The sequence below is a fragment of the Micromonospora sp. NPDC049203 genome, assembly GCF_043197215.1.
Taxonomy (GTDB): Bacteria; Actinomycetota; Actinomycetes; order Mycobacteriales; family Micromonosporaceae; genus Micromonospora.
On the sequence record NZ_JBICSV010000001.1, the window covers coordinates 637,907 to 655,331 of the forward strand.

The window sequence follows — 17,425 nt, forward strand, 5'->3', positions numbered from 1 at the left end:
GCACTTTCCGCCCCCGCAAAAGCCACATCCAGGGCAGAACGAGGGCCGCAAGTGCAAGATCAACGCGAGGCGAGGGTGGGGCGGGGTCAGGAGCAGGGGGCGGGGGCTGCCTGCACGAGGGGGGCCGTGCCGGCTGGGGCGGGGCTGGAGGACGAAGGCGTCGTCGTCAGGGAAGGGGTGGGGGTCCGGCTGGGGGTGGGTGTGGGGCTCGGCTTCTTCGGGGCGGGGGTGCGGGCTGCGGGTTTCGCGCCGTACATGCGGGCCGTGCCGCGCTGCACCTGACCGGGGAGCATCCGGATGCCGGCGGCTGTCGCGCGGTGGCCGTACACGTCGGTGACCCGGATCTCGTACGGGCCGGGTCCGGCCCCCGATTCGATCAGCCAGTAGTTGTAGTCCTGCCGCTGCGCCGTACGCCACGAGCCGTTCTGCCGCACCTCGACCGAGCGCAGTGGATTGCCGTGGTCGCCGACCAGGACGGCGAACCACCACTGCGAGGAGCCCTCCTTCATCCGGAAGGTGAGCGGCCCGGGCAGCGACGGGTTCACCACCGCGCGGTAGGTGACCTTCACCACGCCCCGCACCGGATCGGCGATCCGGGCGAACGCCTCGGCGGAGAGGTCGAGGTGACCCGGCGCGCACTCGGGGCACTGGTCCATCACCAGCACCCGGACCGTGCCACGCGGGCCGGTGACGTCGAGGAACCCGCCGCAGGAGGCGCCGGAGGCGTACTCGCCCGGGCCGAGCGCGACGTACATCCGGTCGGTGGGCGCCGCGGGCCGGGAGCAGTTGCCGCCGGCGCCCTCGGAGTCGTAGAAGGTGGCCTTGCCGCTGTGCGTCGCGCCGCCGACGGGCGGAGCGGCGGCCACCGGCAGGGCGGCGCCGGGCGGGAGAGCGGCCACTGGTGCCATTGCGGCGCGCGGAGGCGGTGCGGCGCAGGCGGGGGCGGCGCCACCGCGTACCGCGAGGGTCACCGCGACCGCGGCGGCGACGGCGACGAGACCGGCGGCGGCGAGCCGGTGGCGGCCGGTGGCGGTGCGGCGCCGGCCGTCCGGGGCCGCGGATCCGGGCGCGTCGCCGGTGGTCGGCGGGTGGGGTGGGGTGCCGTCGGTCACGCCGGTCGATGCTGCCGGACCGGCGTGCCGCCGGACAAGCGAGCTAAGCGAAAGCTAATCCGGGCGCGGCGCGCAGGCGGGGGCGACACGCTCCCGCGCGGGTCCACACGGTACGACGCGACTCAGTAGCATCGCGGCATGTCCGATCGCCACCAGCTCACCGACCCCGACGCGCGTTCGCAGGGCTCCGACGTGGAGCCGGGCGCGCCGGCGGAGGAGAAGGCGCCCCGGCGCCGCCGGGGCCGGCGGATCGCCCTGATCGTGCTGCTCGTCGCGGTGCTGCTCACCGGCGGCACCGCAGTGGCCGGTGGCCTCTACTACCGCTCGGTCGACAAGTCCATCGAGCGGGTCGACGCCTTCGAGGGCGTACCGGAGGAGTCGCGGCCACAGGTCGAGGCCAAGGGCGCGATGAACATCATGATTCTGGGCAGCGACTCCCGTGACCCGGAGAGCACCGGCGGCTCGCGCAGCGACACGATCATCCTGGCCCACCTGCCGAAGGACCGGGCGAGCGCCCAGCTCATCTCGATCCCCCGGGACACCTGGACGGCGATCCCGAAGTCGAAGGAGGGCCGCGGCGGCCGCGACGCGAAGATCAACGCCGCGTACGCCTGGGGCGGCGTGCCACTGATGGTGCAGACGGTGGAGAAGTTCAGCGGCGTACGTGTGGACAACGTGACGATGGTCGACTTCGCCGGATTCAAGGAGATCATCGACGCGCTCGGCGGTGTCGAGATCGACGTGGAGAAAGGCTTCACCACGAAGTACTCGCTGATCGGCACGCGGACGTTCAAGCAGGGCCGGCAGACCATGGACGGCGCCGCCGCGCTGGACTACGCGCGGGAGCGGCACGCCTTCCCCGACGGCGACTTCGCGCGCATCCGCCACCAGCAGCAGGTGATCAAGGCGATCCTGGACAAGGCCGCGTCGGGTGGCGTGCTGACCAACCCGGCCAAGCTCAACTCGTTCGTCCGCGCCACGTCCGACTCGGTGGCCGTCGACAAGTCACTGTCGCTTGTGGATCTCGCGATGGAGATGCGCGGCCTGCGCGGCGGCAACCTGACGTTCTTCACCTGCCCGGTGAAGGGGACGGGCCGGGTCGGCAGCGAGAGTGTCGTGTTCCCCGATCCGGCGCGCTCGAAGACGCTGTTCGACGCCGTCCGCCGCGACTCGGTCCCCGAGATCCTCGCCGTCAGCGGAAAGTAGGACGTCGATCTGCCATGCCGGTGCTGGCGGCGGGGCGGGGCCGCTCGTATCCTGCGATCGCCGTCGGTCTCTGTATCCGGACCGGGGGCGTCACGGGGAAGGATCGACAATGCCACGCCTGCCGGCGTACGAGCATCCGCCCGCACCGCCGTCCAGCACGGCCATGAACGCGCCGATGGACAGCGGCATGGACACCACGACGGTGCTGCCGTACGCGGGGTCGCGGGCGTCGACGCGTACCCGATGGTTGCGGGCCTGGATGGTGACCGCGCCCATCGACGTCGCGGCGCTGCTCACCCCGTTGCTGCTGACTCAGGACTACTGGCGTGGCACGTTGTTCAACGCCGCGCTGACCCTGGGCCTGTTCGCCGCGGGCGGGCTCTACCGGCCGCGGCGGCACATCAGCATCCTCGACGAACTACCGAGCCTCGGCGGCCGGCTGCTGGCCTCCGGCGCGGTGGGGGCGATCATCGCGGCGCTGCGGCACGACTCGGTGCCACACGTCAGCGGGTTCATGCGCGGCGTCGCGCTCTCCGCCGGCCTGGTGATCGTCGGCCGGGCGCTGAACAGCCGGCTCATCCTGCTGGCCCGCAGGCGCCGGTGGGTGGAGCACAACGCGATAGTCATCGGCGGCGGGCCGATCGGCGGCGAGCTGGCCCGGCTGTTGCGCCGCTACCCGCAGTACGGGCTGCGGTTCGTCGGCGCTGTCGACGCCCGGTCACGGGCGCGGATCGGCTCGCTTCCGCTCATCGGCACCATCGACGAGCTGGAGAAGCTCGTCGACATGCTGGAGTGCGAGGTCCTGGTGATCGCGGACCCGGACTGTCCCGAGGCCGACCTGATGGAGGCGCTGCTGCGCCCGGCCAGTTCCCGCTGTGACCTGTGGGCGGTGCCGCGCCTGTGGGGGTCGCGGTCGCAGGGCGGCTACCCGGACCACATCGGCGCCATCCCGATCATCAAGATCGGCGACACCACGCTCACCGGTCCCCGGTGGCGGCTCAAGCGCGCCTCCGACGTGGTGTTCGCGGTGACCGCCCTGGTGGCGCTGAGCCCGCTGCTGCTGCTCTGCGCCGTCGCGACGTTCCTCGACGGCGGCCGGGGCGTGTTCTTCCGCCAGGAGCGCATCGGGCGGTACGGCAAGCCGTTCCACGTGGTCAAGTTCCGGTCCATGCGCCCGTCCGACGAGCACGAGTCGCAGACCACCTGGTCCATCGCGCACGACGAGCGGGTCGGGCCGATCGGGCGGTTCATGCGGCGCACCTCGCTGGACGAGCTGCCGCAGCTGTGGAACATCCTGCGCGGTGAGATGAGCGTGGTGGGGCCCCGGCCGGAACGGCCGTACTTCGTGGAAAAGTTCACAGTGGAGTACCCGAGGTACGCGATGCGGCACCGCGTCCCGGTGGGGCTCACCGGGCTGGCGCAGGTCAGCGGCCTGCGCGGGGACACGCCGATCTCGGACCGGGCGCGGTTCGACAACTACTACGTCGAGAACTGGTCGCTCTGGCTCGACATCAAGATCGTGCTGCGTACCGTGACCGAGGTCTTCCGGGGCGGCGGCCGCTAGCCGCAGTCGCCGGCCAGCGCCCGCGCCAGATCCGCGCGCCAGTCCTCCGGCGGCGGCAGCTTCGCGGCGGCCCACCGGCCGTGCGCCAGCACGCTGTAGTGGGGGCGCGGCGCCGGGCGCGGGAAGCGGTCGGTAGTGGTCGGCCGGATCCGCTCCGGGTCGAGGCCGCGCAGGGCGAAGACGGCGCGGGCCAGGCCGTACCAGGTGGTCTCACCCGCGGCGGTACCGTGGTACGTCCCGGGTGCCGCGTCGCCGGCGAGCGCCGCGCCGGCGAGCGCCACGAGGCGCTCCGCGAGCCGGTACGACCAGGTGGGTTGGCCACGCTGGTCGTCCACCACGTCGAGCCGGTCGCGTTCAGCTGCCAGCCGCAGCATCGTGGTGACGAAGTTGCGCCCGTGGGGGGCGTAGAGCCAGGCGGCACGGACGACGTACCCGGTCTCGGGCAGCAGCCGGGCCACCGCCTGTTCCCCGGCGAGCTTGCTGCGCCCGTACGCGTTGACCGGGCCGGTCGGCGCGTCCTCCGGGTAGGGCTCGGTGGCGTCCCCGGCGAACACGTAGTCGGTGGAGACGTGCACCAGGCGCGTGCCGGACCCGGCACACGCGCGGGCCAGGTGGGCGACCGCGTCGCCGTTCACGGCTGTGGCGTCCCGCTCGCGTGTCTCGGCGCCGTCCACGTCGGTCCACGCGGCGGCGTTGAGCACCACGTCGTGCCCGCTCACCGCGTCCTGGACGGCATGGGCGTCGGTGACGTCGAGGTCGGCGCGGGCGGCGGCGGTGACCGACAGGTCCGGCCGGGTCCGCAGCACGGCGAGCAGGTCCCGCCCGAGCATCCCGCCCGAGCCGGTGACCAGCACCCGGGTCACCGGTGGCCGGTCGCGTCGCCGCCGGTGACGCCCGGCAGCATCCACACGTGCTCCGACCCGATGAAGCCGGCGCCGCCGGTGACGAGGATCCTCACGGGACGTGGAGTCTACGCCGCACCGACGGCGCGGCGTGGCACGTCGACGGGCCACGGGGGCGGCTGCGGCGCGGGTAGTCTCCCGCGGGTGCGTGGAATCCTTCTCGCCGGCGGCACCGGTTCCCGGCTCTGGCCGATCACCCGGGCCGTCTCGAAGCAACTGATGCCGGTGTTCGACAAGCCGATGGTCTACTACCCGCTCTCCACTCTGGTGATGGCCGGGGTACGGGAGATCCTGGTGGTGACCACGCCGGAGGACCGCGCCCAGTTCGAGCGGCTGCTGGACGACGGCAGCCAGTGGGGGCTGAGCCTGGCGTACGCCGAGCAGCCCCGGCCGGAGGGCATCGCGCAGGCGTTCCTGCTCGGCGCGGACTTCATCGGCGCCGAGTCGGTGGCGCTGATCCTCGGCGACAACATCTTCCACGGCGCCGGGCTCGGCCGGCAGCTCGCCGATCACGGCGATCCGGCCGGCGGCCGGGTCTTCGCGTATCCGGTCGCCAATCCGCAGGACTACGGCGTGGTCGAGTTCGACGAAGCCGGCCGGGTGCTGTCGATCGAGGAGAAGCCGGCCCGCCCCCGCTCCCGGTACGCGGTGCCGGGCCTCTACTTCTACGACAACCGGGTGGTCGACATCGCCCGCAAGCTGACCCCGAGCGCCAGGGGCGAGCTGGAGATCACCGCGATCAACGAGACGTACCGGGGGTGGGGCGAGCTGACGGTGACGGTGCTCGACCGGGGCACCGCGTGGCTGGACACCGGCACCTTCACGTCGATGATGCAGGCCGCCGAGTTCGTCCGGGTGATCGAGGAACGCCAGGGCATGAAGATCGGCTGTGTCGAGGAGGTCGCCTGGCGGTCCGGGCTGATCGACGACGGGCGGTTGCGGATGCTGGCCCACCCGCTGACCCGCAGCGGTTACGGTGACTACCTGCTGGGCCTGCTGGCCGAGCGGTCCGGTTCGGGGAGCGCGTCGTGAAGATCCGTCCGTTGAGCATCGAGGGCGCCTGGGAGGTGACCCCGCAGCAGCACGGCGACCCGCGCGGCCTGTTCCTGGAGTGGTACCGCTTCGACCGGCTCACCGAGGCGGTCGGCCACCCGCTGCGGCTGGCGCAGGGCAACGTCTCCGTCTCCGCCCGGAACGTGGTGCGCGGCATCCACTTCGCCGACGTACCACCCGGCCAGGCCAAGTACGTCACCTGCGTACGCGGGGCGGTGCTGGACGTGGTGGTGGACGTGCGGGTCGGCTCGCCGACGTACGGCCGGTGGGAGGCAGTACGCCTCGACGACACCGACCGGCGGGCCGTCTACCTGGCCGAAGGGCTGGGGCACGGGTTCTGCGCGCTCACCGACGACGCGACGATCAGCTATCTCTGTTCGGCCACCTACAACCCGGCGGCCGAGCACACGGTGCACCCGCTGGACCCGGTCCTCGGCATCGACTGGCCGGCGACGACGCCGCTGCTGTCCGAGCGGGACGCGGCGGCCCCCCGCCTGGCCGAGGCACGCGCGGCGGGCCGGCTGCCCGGCTACGACGCCTGCCGCTCCTTCACGGCAGCGCTGGACGCCCGGCCGTTCGCCTGATCCGGCACCGCCGCGCCGGCCGGGCGGCGGCGCACGACTGTCGTCCAGAGCGTCCGCACGTCCGCGCCCACCGGGGTGCCGGCCCGGCGGTAGCCGAGTACGAGTGCGACACCGACCCCGGCAGCCAGGCCGCCGAGCGCGCCACCGGCGGCGTGCCACTGCCACCGCACCGGCTCCGGACGCCCCGGCGGGGTGGCGGCCCGGACCACGGCGACGTGGGCCTTGAGCCCGAGCCCGGCGGGCGGCAGGTCGCGCTCGGCGATCCGTTGCAGCTCGGCGGCGAGCGCCGCGGCTATCGCCGCGGCGGTGCCGGCTGACCGGTCGGTTACTGCCACGTCGATCGCCAGTGAGTCGACAGTGGAGGACGCGACGACGCGGCCGGCCAGGTCGTCGGTGGTGTACGGCAGCCCGAGCGAGTCGATCACCGGGCGCGTCAGCCGGGGCGTGTTCATCATGGTGGCGTACGTCTTCACCCGCCGCTGCATCAGCCGGCCCGCCTCGTCCGCAGGCGGGCGGGGCTGGGGCTCGGCCGACTTCTCGGCGACGAACGTGACGAGCATCTGGGTCTCGGCCCGGTAGACCGGCGGCCGGCGTTCGGCGAGGACCCCGGTGAACGCGCCGCACAGCAGCGTCAGCGCCAGCACGATCGGCCACCGCCTGCCGATCGTGTCGCGGAAGTGGGCGAGGTCCACGACGCGTCACCCTACCGGCGGGGTGGAGCCCTGGGCGTACCCGCCCGCCGGGTCCATTGCGCGGCGGCGCTCATGTCGGGTAGAACAGGCCCGCACACATCCGCGCATCTCGGGGGAAGATCGAGTGGATTCCGCGTGGCCGGCTCGTGGCCGGCGCCGGCGCCTGGGCGCCGGGTGTTAGGCCGGCTCCGGCGGATCGTCTCCCCCGAGCGTCTCTATCTGGTCGCCCTGGGCCTGACCGGCCTCGCCGCCCTGGTGTCGGTGACGCTGCCGGCGGCGGAGCGCGGCGAACTCGCGGCGAACATGGTCAGCGCCACTGTGGGCGCGGCACTCGGCGGCCTGTCCGTCGACACGTTCCTGCTGTCCCGGCCGGCCGGGTGGATCATGTCGCGGGGCCGGGTGTGGATCGCCGGCATCCTCGCCGTCTCGCTCGGTCTCACCGCGCTGGCCGCGGCGCTGCTGACCACGCTGGCCGGGCTGGGCAGCCATCCGGTCGGCATCGGGGCGGGCTGCGCGCTCACCGTGTTCAACACTGCCGCCTCGCTCGGCCTGCGCCTCAAGCGGTTCTGGTTCGTCTACACCATGCGGGCGCTCGGCGGCGCGGTGCTGGTGGCCGGGTACGGGCTGCTCTGGCTGGGGCACCGGCTCGACGGTGGCCTGTGGAGCGTGCTGTGGCTGGGCGTGCAGGTCGCCACCGCGACAGTGCTCGGGGTGGCGGTGCTGGGCTGGGCGCGGCGGTTCGGGCCGGGGCCGGCGGCGACGGCGGGACGCACCGAGTACCGCGCCGACCTGCTCGCGGTGGGTCGGCTGCATGTCGGGGTGTGCGCGCAGATGCTGACGTACCGGCTGAGCCAGGTCCTGGTGGCCCGCTTCGCCGGCGCGGGCGCGCTCGGCGTGTTCGCGCTGGCGGTGGCGGCGCTGGAGTTCGCGCAGTCCGGCGCCGTGGTACGGGCACAGCGGATCCTGGCCGAACGCGACCCGGACGCGATCCGCGACCACGGCCGCGACGTGGTGAAGTCGGCGCTGCCGATCGCCGCGCTCGCGGTGATCGGCCTGGCGGTGCTCGGCGTGCTGGCGACCGACTACCGCGACGCCTGGATCTTCGGGCTGCTCCTGCTGCCCGGGACGCTGGCGTTGTCGGCCGGCAAGACGTGGAGCGCGGCGCTGCTCAAGCGCGCGGGCGAGCAGGCCACCACAGCAGTGGCCCTGGTCACCATGTCGGTGTCGGTGGTGCTGTACGTTCTGCTCATCCCGTGGGCCGGCGCGCTCGGCGCCGCGGTCGCGTCGTCTGTCGCCTACGGCGTCTACGCGTTGCGCACCCGGCAGCGACTCCAGCGGTCCACGCACCTCCTCGTCAATCGGATGGCCTAGCGGTGGACGTCTCAATCGTCGTGTTGACCTGGGAAGACTTCGAGCGCACCGACGGCTGCGTCCGCTCGCTCCCCGAGGGTGTGGAAACCGTCGTGGTGGACAACGGCAGCGCCTCCGAGATCAGCGACAGGCTGCGGGCGATGTGCGCCGAGACGGGCGCCCGGTACGTGCGCTCGGAGACGAACCTCGGCTACGCCAAGGGCATGAACCTCGGTGTGCGGCACAGCACCCGGTCCCGGGTGGTGCTGTCGAACAACGACATTCTCGTCCGGCCGGGCGCGATCGAGCGGCTGGCGGCCGAACTGGACGACTCCACTGTGGGTGCCGCGTTCCCCAAGGTGCTCGACGCGGCCGGCCGGGACCAGACCGCCGCCGGCCGCTTCCTGACGGTGGGCACCGGCGTCGCGCACGCCACCGGGCTCAGCCTGCTGTTCCCGAGGCTGCGGATCGTGGCGCCGCCGGAGCGGGGCGACTGGCTCTCCGGGCCGTTCGTGGCGATCCGGCGGGAGACGCTGGACCGGATCGGCGGCGTGGACGAGTCGTCGTTCTTCTACTCGGAGGACCTGCGGCTGTGCTGGGCGGTGCGCCGGCTCGGGCTGCGCCTGGCGTACCTGCCGGACGCCGTGGTCACGCACGAGGACGACGCGAGCGCGAAGCGCCGGTGGGCGGCCGAGGAGATCTCCCGCCGGCAGACCCGCGAGTTCATCCGGGCCAGCCGTGAGCTGGCCGGGTGGCGGGGCACAGTGGCCTGTTCCGCATACACCCTGGGGGTGCTCGCCCGGGCGGCGGTGGGCGGCGGGACAGCGCGGCGGGCTATCGCCCGCGGTGCCCTGGAAGGCATGGGCGTCCGATGAGGGTGCTGTTCGTCTGCACCACCGGCGGGTCGGGGCGGCGGCAGCTCGGCGGGGCCGAGCGCTTCCTGATCGAGATGCTGCCGGCGCTCACGGCCCGCGGCGTCGACGTGGTCGCCGCCACCCCTGACGACGAGGTCGCGGCGGCGTTGCGGGACGCGGGCGTGCCGTGGCGTCCGCTGGGCGCGGCCGGGCGGGTGGACCTCGGGTACGCGCGCGGCATCCGCGCGCTCGTCGAGGAGCTGCGGCCGGACGTGGTGAGCGCGCACCTGCTCTCCGCCGCGATGCACGCCCGCGCCGGACTGGGCGTGCGGGGCCGCCGCACGCCGCTGGTGGTGACGCTGCACAACAGCCTCTGGCAGTACCGCGACACGGCCGAGACGTGGCGCGCCAAGGCCGCGGTGCAGGCAAACATCAGCATCGACCTGATGTTCCGGCGGCTGCGGCCGCACGCGACGGTGGCGGTCTCCGACTTCGAGGCCCACGAGCTTCGGGTACGCGGGCGGATCCGCGACGTGCGGGTGATCCCGAACCCGCTGCCCGCCATCTGGCCGCAGGTGGCCGACACCGGCCGCCTCGCACCGGACGGCCCGGTGCGGGTCGGCTTCCTCGGCCGGCTGGAACGGGAGAAGGGCGCCGACCTGCTGGCGGACGTGGCAGCGGCGCTGCCCGACGTGGAGTTCCTGGTCGCCGGCGCCGGCGCCGTCGAGGTCGCGGAGCGGCCGAACCTGCACCTGGTCGGGCGGGTCGACGCCGCGCCGTTCCTGCAACGGCTGCACTGCCTGCTGGTGCCGTCCCGGGTGGAGGCGTTCGGGCGCAGCGCGCTGGAGGCGATGTCGCTGGGGGTGCCGGTGGTGCACTCCGGCGCGGGCGGCCTGACCGAGGTGACAGCCGCCGGTGACGGCGTGCTCGCGTACCGGGCGGAGCTGACGCCGCAGGCGCTGGCCGCCGCCGTCCGGACGGCCACCGACCCGGCCGCGTGGGACGGGCGGCGGCGCGAGCTGGCCCGGCGGTACGCGGACCGGCACTCGTTCGACGGGTGCGTGGACGCCTGGCACGACCTGTACCGGACGGTCGCCAGTGACAGCCGCTGAGCGACGCCTCTGGTCGGTCGGGATCCCGTTCGCGCTCGGTGCGGCGCTGCTGCTGGCGACGCACGACGCCGGGATCGCCGTCGCGCTCGCGCTGGCCGTCGGCACGCTGCTCGCCGCGCGCCTGCGGATGTGGGCGCTCGCCGCCTGCGCCGCCGTCTGGACGGCCGCGCTGCTCGCCGTGCGGGTGCTACCCGGCCCGTACGACTCCTGGGCGGGTCGTGGGGTGCTGCCGGTGCTCGCCGGATACGTGACGGTCTTCCTGCTGGCCTGGGCGGTCGGGCGGCGGCTGATCGACAGGCGGGACGAGGACGGCGACCGCACCCGACCGGCGCTGTCCTGGCCGTCCGAGCGCCGCCTGCTGACGTACTTGTTCGTGCTGCTCGGTGTCGCCGTGGTGACCTCGGCGATCCGGTTCCGGGGCACCGTGCCGCCGCTGCTCGCCGACAACCCGGACGCTGCCCGGCAGGTGCTGCGCGAGCAGGCGAACCTGGTCGTCGGGCTGCTGTCCGAGGCGTGGACGCTCGGCATGGCGGTGTCGCTGCTGCGCGCGTTGTCCGCGCGCGGCCGGGTGCTGCCGCTCTACTACGCGCTGGCCGCGCTCTTCACCGTCGGGGCGGCGCTGGGCGCGAGCAAGAACTCGGTGCTCGTGGGCGTCGCGCCCGCGCTGATCGCGGCGCTGTCGGTCCGGCGTACCCGGGGACGGGCCGCGTCGTTCCTGGCCGCGCGCACGCCTGTGGTGCTGCTGATCGGCGCGGTGGCGCTCGGCGCGGCGGTGTTCCTCGGCGGGCAGCGCACCATGGCCGGCACCGGCGCGTTCGAGACCGAGTTCCGGGCCCGCTACGGCAGCAACGCGCTGACCAGCAGCGCCGGATCGCTTGACCTGTCGCTGAGTTCGTCCACCGAGACGTTCGGGCGGGTCTGGTCGCAGCGGGAACACCTGGAACCCCGGTACGGCACGTACTCGCTGACGTTCCTCGGCTCCCGGGTCGAGCCGATCGTCGGCAAGGCGGACCTGTACGGGCTGACGTCCCAGCTCAGCCAGCCGTACCTGATGAACACGGCGACGTTCGTGGCCATCCCGCTACTCGACTACGGCCCGCTGGGCGCGGTGTTCTTCCTGGCCGCGCTGGGGCTGGCGGTGGGCGCGACCGAGCGGTGGTTCGAGTTCTCCCGGGCGCCCGCCGGGCAGCTGGCGCGGGCGTTCGTCGTCTACTTCGCACTGTTCGGCGTCTACGAGCTGTATCCGCTGATCTATCCGACCTGGCTGAGCCTGGTGCCCGGCCTCTGGGTGCTGCACCGGCTGGGCAGGAGCGCGGCATGACGTTCGACGGGCTCACCGTGGTCACCGTCCTCTACCGGTCCGCCGGCATGCTCGCCGAGACGCTGCCGACCTGGGTCCGCAGCGCCGGTGACCTGCCGGTCCGGTTCGTCTTCGCGGACAACTGGCCCACCGACGGGTGCGCCGAGGTGATCGCCGGGCACCTGCCCGCCGACCGGTACGCGTACCTGCCCGACACCACGAACCCGGGCTTCGCCGCCGGCTGCAACCGGGCGGTGGCGACGGTGACCACGAGCCACCTGCTGCTGCTGAACCCGGACGTGTGGCTGCCGGACGACGCGCTGGCCCGGATCTGCGCCGCCGTCGCCGCCGAGCCGGACGCCCCGCTCGCTGTCGGCCTGGCCATGCACGGCGGCGAGTACGTGGGCATCGACCTCAACCCGGTGTCGCTGTTCATCGACAGGCGGGCCACCGCCGGCCGTACGCCGCTCGGACCGTCCGGGGGCGCGGCGGTCTTCCCGGCCGCGCTGTACCGGCGCTTCGGCGGCTTCGACGAGCACCTGTTCGCCTGGGGTGAGGACGCCGACCTGGCGTTCCGGCTCTACGCCTCCGGGCTGCGCACCCGAGGGCTGGACGTGGTGCTGCCGCACGCGGGCGGGCACAGCGTGGACGGCGACGACCGGTTGCAGGGGTTCCGGGCGTTCCTGCTGGCCCGCAACCGGCTGCTGGTCGCCGCCCGCACGTTCACCTGGCCGCTGCTGCTCGTGGCGGTGCCGGTGCTCGCGCTGGCGCACCTCGCGCTCGCCGCCCGGCGGGCCCGGCAGGGCCTGCTGCGCCCGTTCCTGCGCGGCATCGGACGCGGGCTGGCCGAAGGACCGGCGGCCCGCCGCCGCTGGACCGGGCGGCGGTTCGGGTTCGCGTCCCTGTTCGGCTACCTTTCCGCTCGGAGGGCGTGATGACGGCACAGCCGTGGACCGTGGTGACAGTCACCTACCACTCGGCGGAGACGCTGCGCCGCTGCTGGCGCGGCCCGAAACCGTACGAGTGGCTGGTGGTCGACAACGCCTCCGCCGACGACTCGGCTGCGGTCGCCGAGGAGCTGGGCGCGCGGGTGATCCGGCTACCGGAGAACGTCGGCTTCGCCCGCGCCAACAACGTCGCGTTGCGCCAGGCGACCGGCCGGTACGTGCTGTTCGCCAACCCGGACCTTGAGGTGCACCCGGACGGGCTGGACACGCTGGCCCGGCACCTGGACACACACGGTGGGCTGGTCGCGCCGCAACTGCTGGCCACGGACGGCACACCACAGGCGAACGGGCGCGGCTTCCCGTACGCGACGGCGAAGCTCGGCAACCGCAAGGTGTGGCCGCTGTCCCGGCTGCACAACTCGTACCGGCTGGTGGCCGCGCCCGGCGAGACACGCCACGTCGCCTGGGTGATGGGCGCGGCGGTCGCCGGCCGGACCGCCGACGTCACCGCGCTGGGCGGGTGGAACGAGCGGTTCTTCCTCTACTACGAGGACCACGAGCTGGGGCTGCGCGCCTGGCGGCACGGGTTGCCGGTGGCGGTGCTCGGTGACGTGCGGTGGACCCACCACTGGGCCCGCGCGACCAACTCGGTGCGCTGGTCCCGGGCGCACACGCTGGAGCTGCGCAGCGCCCGGACGTTCTTCGGCATGTTCCCGGAGTTCCTGGTCGGCCTGCCACGGCCGGCCCGCCGGCACCGTCTGGCCGCCGGATCGATGGGTACGACGGTGCCGCCGGTCCCGTCCGTTCCGGGCCATGCCGGGGAGTGATCGAGGCCGGTCGCGGGGCCGCTGACGTGAATGAGGCTTTGATACCGTCTCGCCGTGTCCGTGACACGCCCGGCCTTCTCCCCCTCGACGGCGCCCGCGTCGGCGACGCCGGTGGCGTCGCGGCCGGGCACGCCCGCCGAGGTCGTCGCCGTCGCGTGGGACCGTCTGAGCCGGTCCCCGTACTGGGCCGTCGCGGGCCTGCTTGTCACGCTCGGCGCGGTGCTGCGGATCCGGCAGTGGGCGTACGCGCGCAGCTTCTGGAGCGACGAGCTCTCCATCGCGCACAACATCCGGGAGCGCGGCTACCTGGACCTGTTACGGCCGTTGGCGTTCAGCCAGTCGGCGCCGCCCGGCTGGCTGTGGCTGGAACGGTTCGCGTTCGCGCAGTTCGGCGACGGTGAGCGGGCGCTGCGGCTGGTGCCGCTGCTGTTCGGGCTGGCGCTGCTGCCGCTCGTGGCGTGGCTCGGCCGGCGACTCCTGCCGCCGCTCGCCGCGCTGGCGGCGCTGCTGCTGGTCGTCGTCGCGCCGTTCCTGATCGGCTACTCCAACGAGCTGAAGCAGTACAGCGCCGAGGCGTTCGCCGTCACGCTCGTGGTCGGGCTCGCGCTGCTGCTCGTCCGGAACGGGCCGACCTGGGCCGGGTCGGCGGTGTTCTGGTCGGTCGCGGCGGTCGCGGCGTTCGTCAGCACGTTGTCCATTCCGGTCACCGGCGCGCTCGGCGTGCTGATCGGCGGGTACGCGCTGTCCCGCCGGGACCGGCAGTGGACGAGCAGGTGGCGTGACCTGGGCCGGTTCCTCGCCCCGGCGCCGGCCTGGGCCGTGGTGGCGCTCGTGGTGTACGTGCTGTTCCTCGCGCCGGGGCTCGCCGATCAGCAGCTCGCCGCGTACTGGCGGGGAAAGTCGATCTACCCGGCCCACTCGCTGACCGACCTGCCCGCCACTGTGGAATGGCTCGCGGCGACGTACCGGAGTCTCGCCACCGTGCCGTTCGTGGCCTGGTCGGCATGGGTCGTCGTACCGCTGCTGGTGCTGGGCACGGCGGCCGGGCTGCGCCGGCTGTCGACCGTCGCGGTGCTGGTGCTGCTCACGCCGCTGGCAGCAGGGCTGGCCGGCGCGGCGGTGTCGGTCTACCCGTTCAACGGCCGGCTGGCGCTGTACGCGGTGCCGGCCTGCCTGCTGCTCGCCGCGCTCGCCGTCGCGCCGCCACCACAGCGCGCCGGCCTGCCCGCCCAGGTCAGGTGGGCGGTGGGGGTGGTGCTGCTGCTCGCGCTCGCCGTGCCGCAACTGGCCACCGCCGTCGTGGCGACTGTGCATCCGGCGCGGGCCTTCGCCCAGGGCGGCGGCGCCAACGCGGTCGACTACCGGGGCGCGCTGCGCCACCTGGACGACAAGCGCCGCCCGGGTGACCTGGTGCTGGCCACCACCGTCTCGTGGAACGCCCAGGCGTGGTACGGCCCGCCGGCCGACGCGTACGTGGTCGCGGCCGGGCCGGGCGGCTGCCCGGGGCGGACCGTGTCGACGCTGCTGCCCGGCCGGTCCCGGGTCTGGCTGTTCCAGGCCACCGACTGGGCCGACGCCGCGAACCGGGACGTCATCGTCCGGCTCGGCGGCAGTGGCGTGGCGGTCACCGAGCGGCAGTTCGGCGGTGCGCGTGTGGTCCGCTTCGACCTCGCAGCGGGCGTCACCAAGGGCGGCGACGTCTGCCTGGTGCCACCGCCCAACGGGGCGGCTGTCCGCTAGCTGTGGCGCTGCCAGAGGTCGCGCAGCGCGTCCCAGTTGCCGCCGAGCCCGGCCCCGCACGGCGTCTCCATGTAGATCGCGCTGGTGTCGTTGTCCCGGCCCCACCAGATGCCGCAGACCGGGCGGCCGTCCTGGCCGTTGCCGGCGTACTCGACGTAGCTGCCCTGCGCCCCGCTGACACCGCCGGCGGCCGGCCCGGCCTCCCGCATGCCCGGCGCGAGCGCACGGCCGATGATGCCCATCTGCTGGCGGAAGGCGCGAGCCGCCTCCTTCTTCTCAGCCGACTCGTACTCGGCGAAGTGCAGCGACACGCCCAGGTAGCGGCAGAAGACATGCTGCTTCTCGCCCGCGGCGAGCCCGGGGCCGCTCTTCTCGGTGTTGATCGCGCAGCCGCCCACCCCGTCGAGCCACGGCTCGGCGATCGGCATGAGCGTGGCGTCGAACTTCGCCTTGTTCAGCGACTGCTGGGTGGCCTCGTAGAGCGCCGGCGAGGTGCTGGCCACCGGAGTGGACGGTTCGCCTCCGTCGGCGAGCGAGCGCCCGGCCAGCAGCCCGGCGCCACCGGCCAGCACCGCCGCCATGACCACGCCGCCGATCCACAGGCCGGTACGGCTCTTGGGCGGACGGGCGACCGGTGCGATCCGGGGCCCTCCGGTGGCCACGAGCGGGTCCGAGGCGCCGGCCTGGGCCGGGATCGCCCGCACCGGCATGCCCGGCGACACCGGCATACCTGGTGACACCGGAGCGCCTGCGGAGACGGGCGCACCGGCGGACACGGGTGCGCCGGAGACCGGCTGCTGCGGCGCCATCGCCCACGGCTGCGGGCTCCACGGCAACTGCGGCGGCGACGAGACCTGCCGCGGCGGCGCGGACACCGGCGGGGGCGGCGGAAGGATCTCGGCGGTGGCGATGCGCTGGTAGTCCATGCCCAGGCTGCGGAACAGCCGCTCGGCGGCGCCGTCCTCTTCGGAGGGGTACGCCACCCAGGGCTGGCCGGCGGCGAAGTCGGAGTTGACGTACCGGTGGCCGCCGGGCGTCTGGGCCAGCACGTTCGCCGCGTTGGTGAACGCCTCGCGCCAACGCTGGTCCCCGGCTGCGGCGCCGTCCAGCACCGCGACGGTCAGCGCGCGGTCCTGCCCGTCGAGTGCGGCCCAGGCCCTGCCGACCTGGCACTCCCCCAGCACCTCGGTGAACCTGTACGGACCTTCCGGCTGCATGCCCCACTCCTCTGCTCACCCGCCGTGCGGATAGTACAGAGAGCACGCTCATCAGATCTCTTTGCGGTCGCGCCGCCCTTGCGTACTGAAAGTTTTCATGCATAGAGTCGCAGTGTGAATGAAAGCGGTGCGGCCACCCCCGACCGCCTGCTCGACCTGTTCCACGGCGTGCGGCTCACCCCGACCCAGCGCCGCATCGCCCACTGCCTGGTGCGGCACGCGGGCGCGGCGGCGTACCTGTCCGCCGCCGAAGTGGCCGAGCTGGCCGGCGTCAGCCAGCCGTCGGTGACCCGGTTCGCCATGGCGCTCGGGCACGACGGCTATCCCGCGCTGCGCCGCCGCCTGCGGGAACTCACGGTCACCGAGCCGGCCGAACCGACCGCCGGGAACGCGCTGCAACGGGCGGTGCACGCCGAGCGGGACAACCTGGACCGGCTCGCCGCGCAGCTCGCCGACGCCGACCGGGTCGCCGAGGTGGGGAGGTTGCTGGCGGTCAGCCGTCCGCTGCCGGTGCTCGGGCTGCGCGCCGCCGCGCCGCTGGCCGCATACTTCGCGTATTTCGCCGCGAAGGTGCACCCGGACGTGCGGGTGCTCGACGACGGCGGCAGCATGCTCGTCGACCGCCTGGACCAGGCCGTCGCGGCCGGCGCGACGGCGCTGCTCGCGTTCGTGCTGCCCCGCTACCCCCGGGAGACCCTGGACGCGCTGCGCGAGGCCCGCGACGCCGGCCTGACCGTCGTGGCGATCACCGACTCGCCGGTGAGCCCGGCCACCGAGTACGCCCAGGTGGTGCTGCCCGCCGCCGTCGGCGCCGACCTGGTCTTCGACCTGCACACCGCACCGATGACGCTGGCCATGGTGGTGCTCCAGGCGATCTGCGACGCCGCGCCGGCCGAGACCCAGAGCCGGCTCGAGGCGTTCGAGTCGTCCGCCGCCCGCCGCCAGTTGTTCCTCGGCTGAGAGGA

General features: G+C 73.9%; 16 protein-coding genes. 12 read left to right on the forward strand and 4 right to left on the reverse strand.

Annotated elements, in window-relative coordinates:
• Positions 1-86: 86 nt before the first annotated feature.
• Complete coding sequence (locus ACGFIA_RS02985) at positions 87-1,112, reverse strand: expansin EXLX1 family cellulose-binding protein (RefSeq protein WP_357385919.1); 1,026 nt, start codon at positions 1,110-1,112, stop codon at positions 87-89.
• A gap of 138 nt (positions 1,113-1,250) precedes the next feature.
• On the opposite strand from ACGFIA_RS02985, the gene ACGFIA_RS02990 reads away from it, so the two are divergent.
• Positions 1,251-2,318, forward strand: coding sequence for an LCP family protein (locus ACGFIA_RS02990; protein ID WP_357466973.1), 1,068 nt, complete (start codon positions 1,251-1,253; stop codon positions 2,316-2,318).
• Positions 2,319-2,427: 109 nt separating this feature from the next.
• Positions 2,428-3,882, forward strand: coding sequence for a sugar transferase (locus ACGFIA_RS02995; RefSeq protein ID WP_393258167.1), 1,455 nt, complete (start codon positions 2,428-2,430; stop codon positions 3,880-3,882).
• On the opposite strand, the gene rfbD is transcribed toward ACGFIA_RS02995, so the two are convergent.
• Positions 3,879-4,745 (reverse strand): dTDP-4-dehydrorhamnose reductase, encoded by an 867-nt coding sequence (gene rfbD, locus ACGFIA_RS03000; RefSeq protein ID WP_393258170.1) that lies wholly within the window; start codon positions 4,743-4,745, stop codon positions 3,879-3,881. The genes ACGFIA_RS02995 and rfbD overlap by 4 nt on opposite strands.
• Positions 4,746-4,928: 183 nt before the next feature.
• On the opposite strand from rfbD, the gene rfbA reads away from it, so the two are divergent.
• Together rfbA and rfbC are read left to right on the forward strand one after the other, a co-directional pair.
• A complete protein-coding gene (rfbA, locus tag ACGFIA_RS03005; RefSeq protein ID WP_393258173.1) occupies positions 4,929-5,816 on the forward strand; it encodes a glucose-1-phosphate thymidylyltransferase RfbA in 888 nt (295 codons plus the stop codon).
• On the forward strand, positions 5,813-6,421 hold the full coding sequence (gene rfbC / locus ACGFIA_RS03010) for a dTDP-4-dehydrorhamnose 3,5-epimerase (protein ID WP_393258176.1): 609 nt from the start codon (positions 5,813-5,815) through the stop codon (positions 6,419-6,421). The genes rfbA and rfbC overlap by 4 nt, the downstream gene beginning before the upstream one ends.
• On the opposite strand, the gene ACGFIA_RS03015 is transcribed toward rfbC, so the two are convergent.
• Entirely contained in the window at positions 6,367-7,113 is a 747-nt protein-coding gene (locus tag ACGFIA_RS03015; protein WP_393258179.1) for a YveK family protein, read from the reverse strand. The two genes, rfbC and ACGFIA_RS03015, sit on opposite strands and share 55 nt — an antisense overlap.
• A gap of 174 nt (positions 7,114-7,287) precedes the next feature.
• Between ACGFIA_RS03015 and ACGFIA_RS03020 the strand changes: the two genes are divergently transcribed.
• The 7 genes from ACGFIA_RS03020 to ACGFIA_RS03050 are packed head-to-tail and all read left to right on the forward strand — an operon-like array spanning position 7,288 to position 15,243.
• Positions 7,288-8,484, forward strand: coding sequence for a hypothetical protein (locus tag ACGFIA_RS03020; RefSeq protein WP_393258182.1), 1,197 nt, complete (start codon positions 7,288-7,290; stop codon positions 8,482-8,484).
• Between the two features lie 2 nt (positions 8,485-8,486).
• A complete protein-coding gene (locus ACGFIA_RS03025; protein WP_393258185.1) occupies positions 8,487-9,338 on the forward strand; it encodes a glycosyltransferase in 852 nt (283 codons plus the stop codon).
• Positions 9,335-10,429, forward strand: a complete 1,095-nt coding sequence (locus ACGFIA_RS03030; protein WP_393258188.1) for a glycosyltransferase family 4 protein — start codon at positions 9,335-9,337, stop codon at positions 10,427-10,429. Before ACGFIA_RS03025 ends, ACGFIA_RS03030 begins: the two co-directional genes overlap by 4 nt.
• Positions 10,416-11,750: a hypothetical protein gene (locus ACGFIA_RS03035; protein ID WP_357385936.1), complete on the forward strand. Its 1,335-nt coding sequence runs from the start codon at positions 10,416-10,418 to the stop codon at positions 11,748-11,750. Before ACGFIA_RS03030 ends, ACGFIA_RS03035 begins: the two co-directional genes overlap by 14 nt.
• On the forward strand, positions 11,747-12,664 hold the full coding sequence (locus ACGFIA_RS03040) for a glycosyltransferase family 2 protein (RefSeq protein WP_393258191.1): 918 nt from the start codon (positions 11,747-11,749) through the stop codon (positions 12,662-12,664). The genes ACGFIA_RS03035 and ACGFIA_RS03040 overlap by 4 nt, the downstream gene beginning before the upstream one ends.
• Positions 12,664-13,503 (forward strand): glycosyltransferase, encoded by an 840-nt coding sequence (locus ACGFIA_RS03045; RefSeq protein ID WP_393258194.1) that lies wholly within the window; start codon positions 12,664-12,666, stop codon positions 13,501-13,503. Before ACGFIA_RS03040 ends, ACGFIA_RS03045 begins: the two co-directional genes overlap by 1 nt.
• 54 nt (positions 13,504-13,557) lie before the next feature.
• Positions 13,558-15,243: a hypothetical protein gene (locus tag ACGFIA_RS03050; protein ID WP_393258197.1), complete on the forward strand. Its 1,686-nt coding sequence runs from the start codon at positions 13,558-13,560 to the stop codon at positions 15,241-15,243.
• On the opposite strand, the gene ACGFIA_RS03055 is transcribed toward ACGFIA_RS03050, so the two are convergent.
• Entirely contained in the window at positions 15,240-16,460 is a 1,221-nt protein-coding gene (locus ACGFIA_RS03055) for a hypothetical protein (protein WP_393258200.1), read from the reverse strand. The two genes, ACGFIA_RS03050 and ACGFIA_RS03055, sit on opposite strands and share 4 nt — an antisense overlap.
• Before the next feature lie 114 nt (positions 16,461-16,574).
• Between ACGFIA_RS03055 and ACGFIA_RS03060 the strand changes: the two genes are divergently transcribed.
• The gene (locus tag ACGFIA_RS03060) at positions 16,575-17,420 is read left to right on the forward strand and encodes a MurR/RpiR family transcriptional regulator (protein ID WP_357385946.1); all 846 of its coding nucleotides are present in this window, start codon (positions 16,575-16,577) and stop codon (positions 17,418-17,420) included.
• Positions 17,421-17,425: the final 5 nt, after the last annotated feature.

Coding starts and splice junctions, on each gene's coding strand:
- ACGFIA_RS03030 (WP_393258188.1), top strand. CDS start 9,335: ATGAGGGTGCTGTTCGTCTGCACCACCGGCGGGTCGGGGCGGCGGCAG.
- ACGFIA_RS02995 (WP_393258167.1), top strand. CDS start 2,428: ATGCCACGCCTGCCGGCGTACGAGCATCCGCCCGCACCGCCGTCCAGC.
- ACGFIA_RS03040 (WP_393258191.1), top strand. CDS start 11,747: ATGACGTTCGACGGGCTCACCGTGGTCACCGTCCTCTACCGGTCCGCC.
- ACGFIA_RS02990 (WP_357466973.1), top strand. CDS start 1,251: ATGTCCGATCGCCACCAGCTCACCGACCCCGACGCGCGTTCGCAGGGC.
- ACGFIA_RS03055 (WP_393258200.1), bottom strand. CDS start 16,460: ATGCAGCCGGAAGGTCCGTACAGGTTCACCGAGGTGCTGGGGGAGTGC.
- ACGFIA_RS03045 (WP_393258194.1), top strand. CDS start 12,664: ATGACGGCACAGCCGTGGACCGTGGTGACAGTCACCTACCACTCGGCG.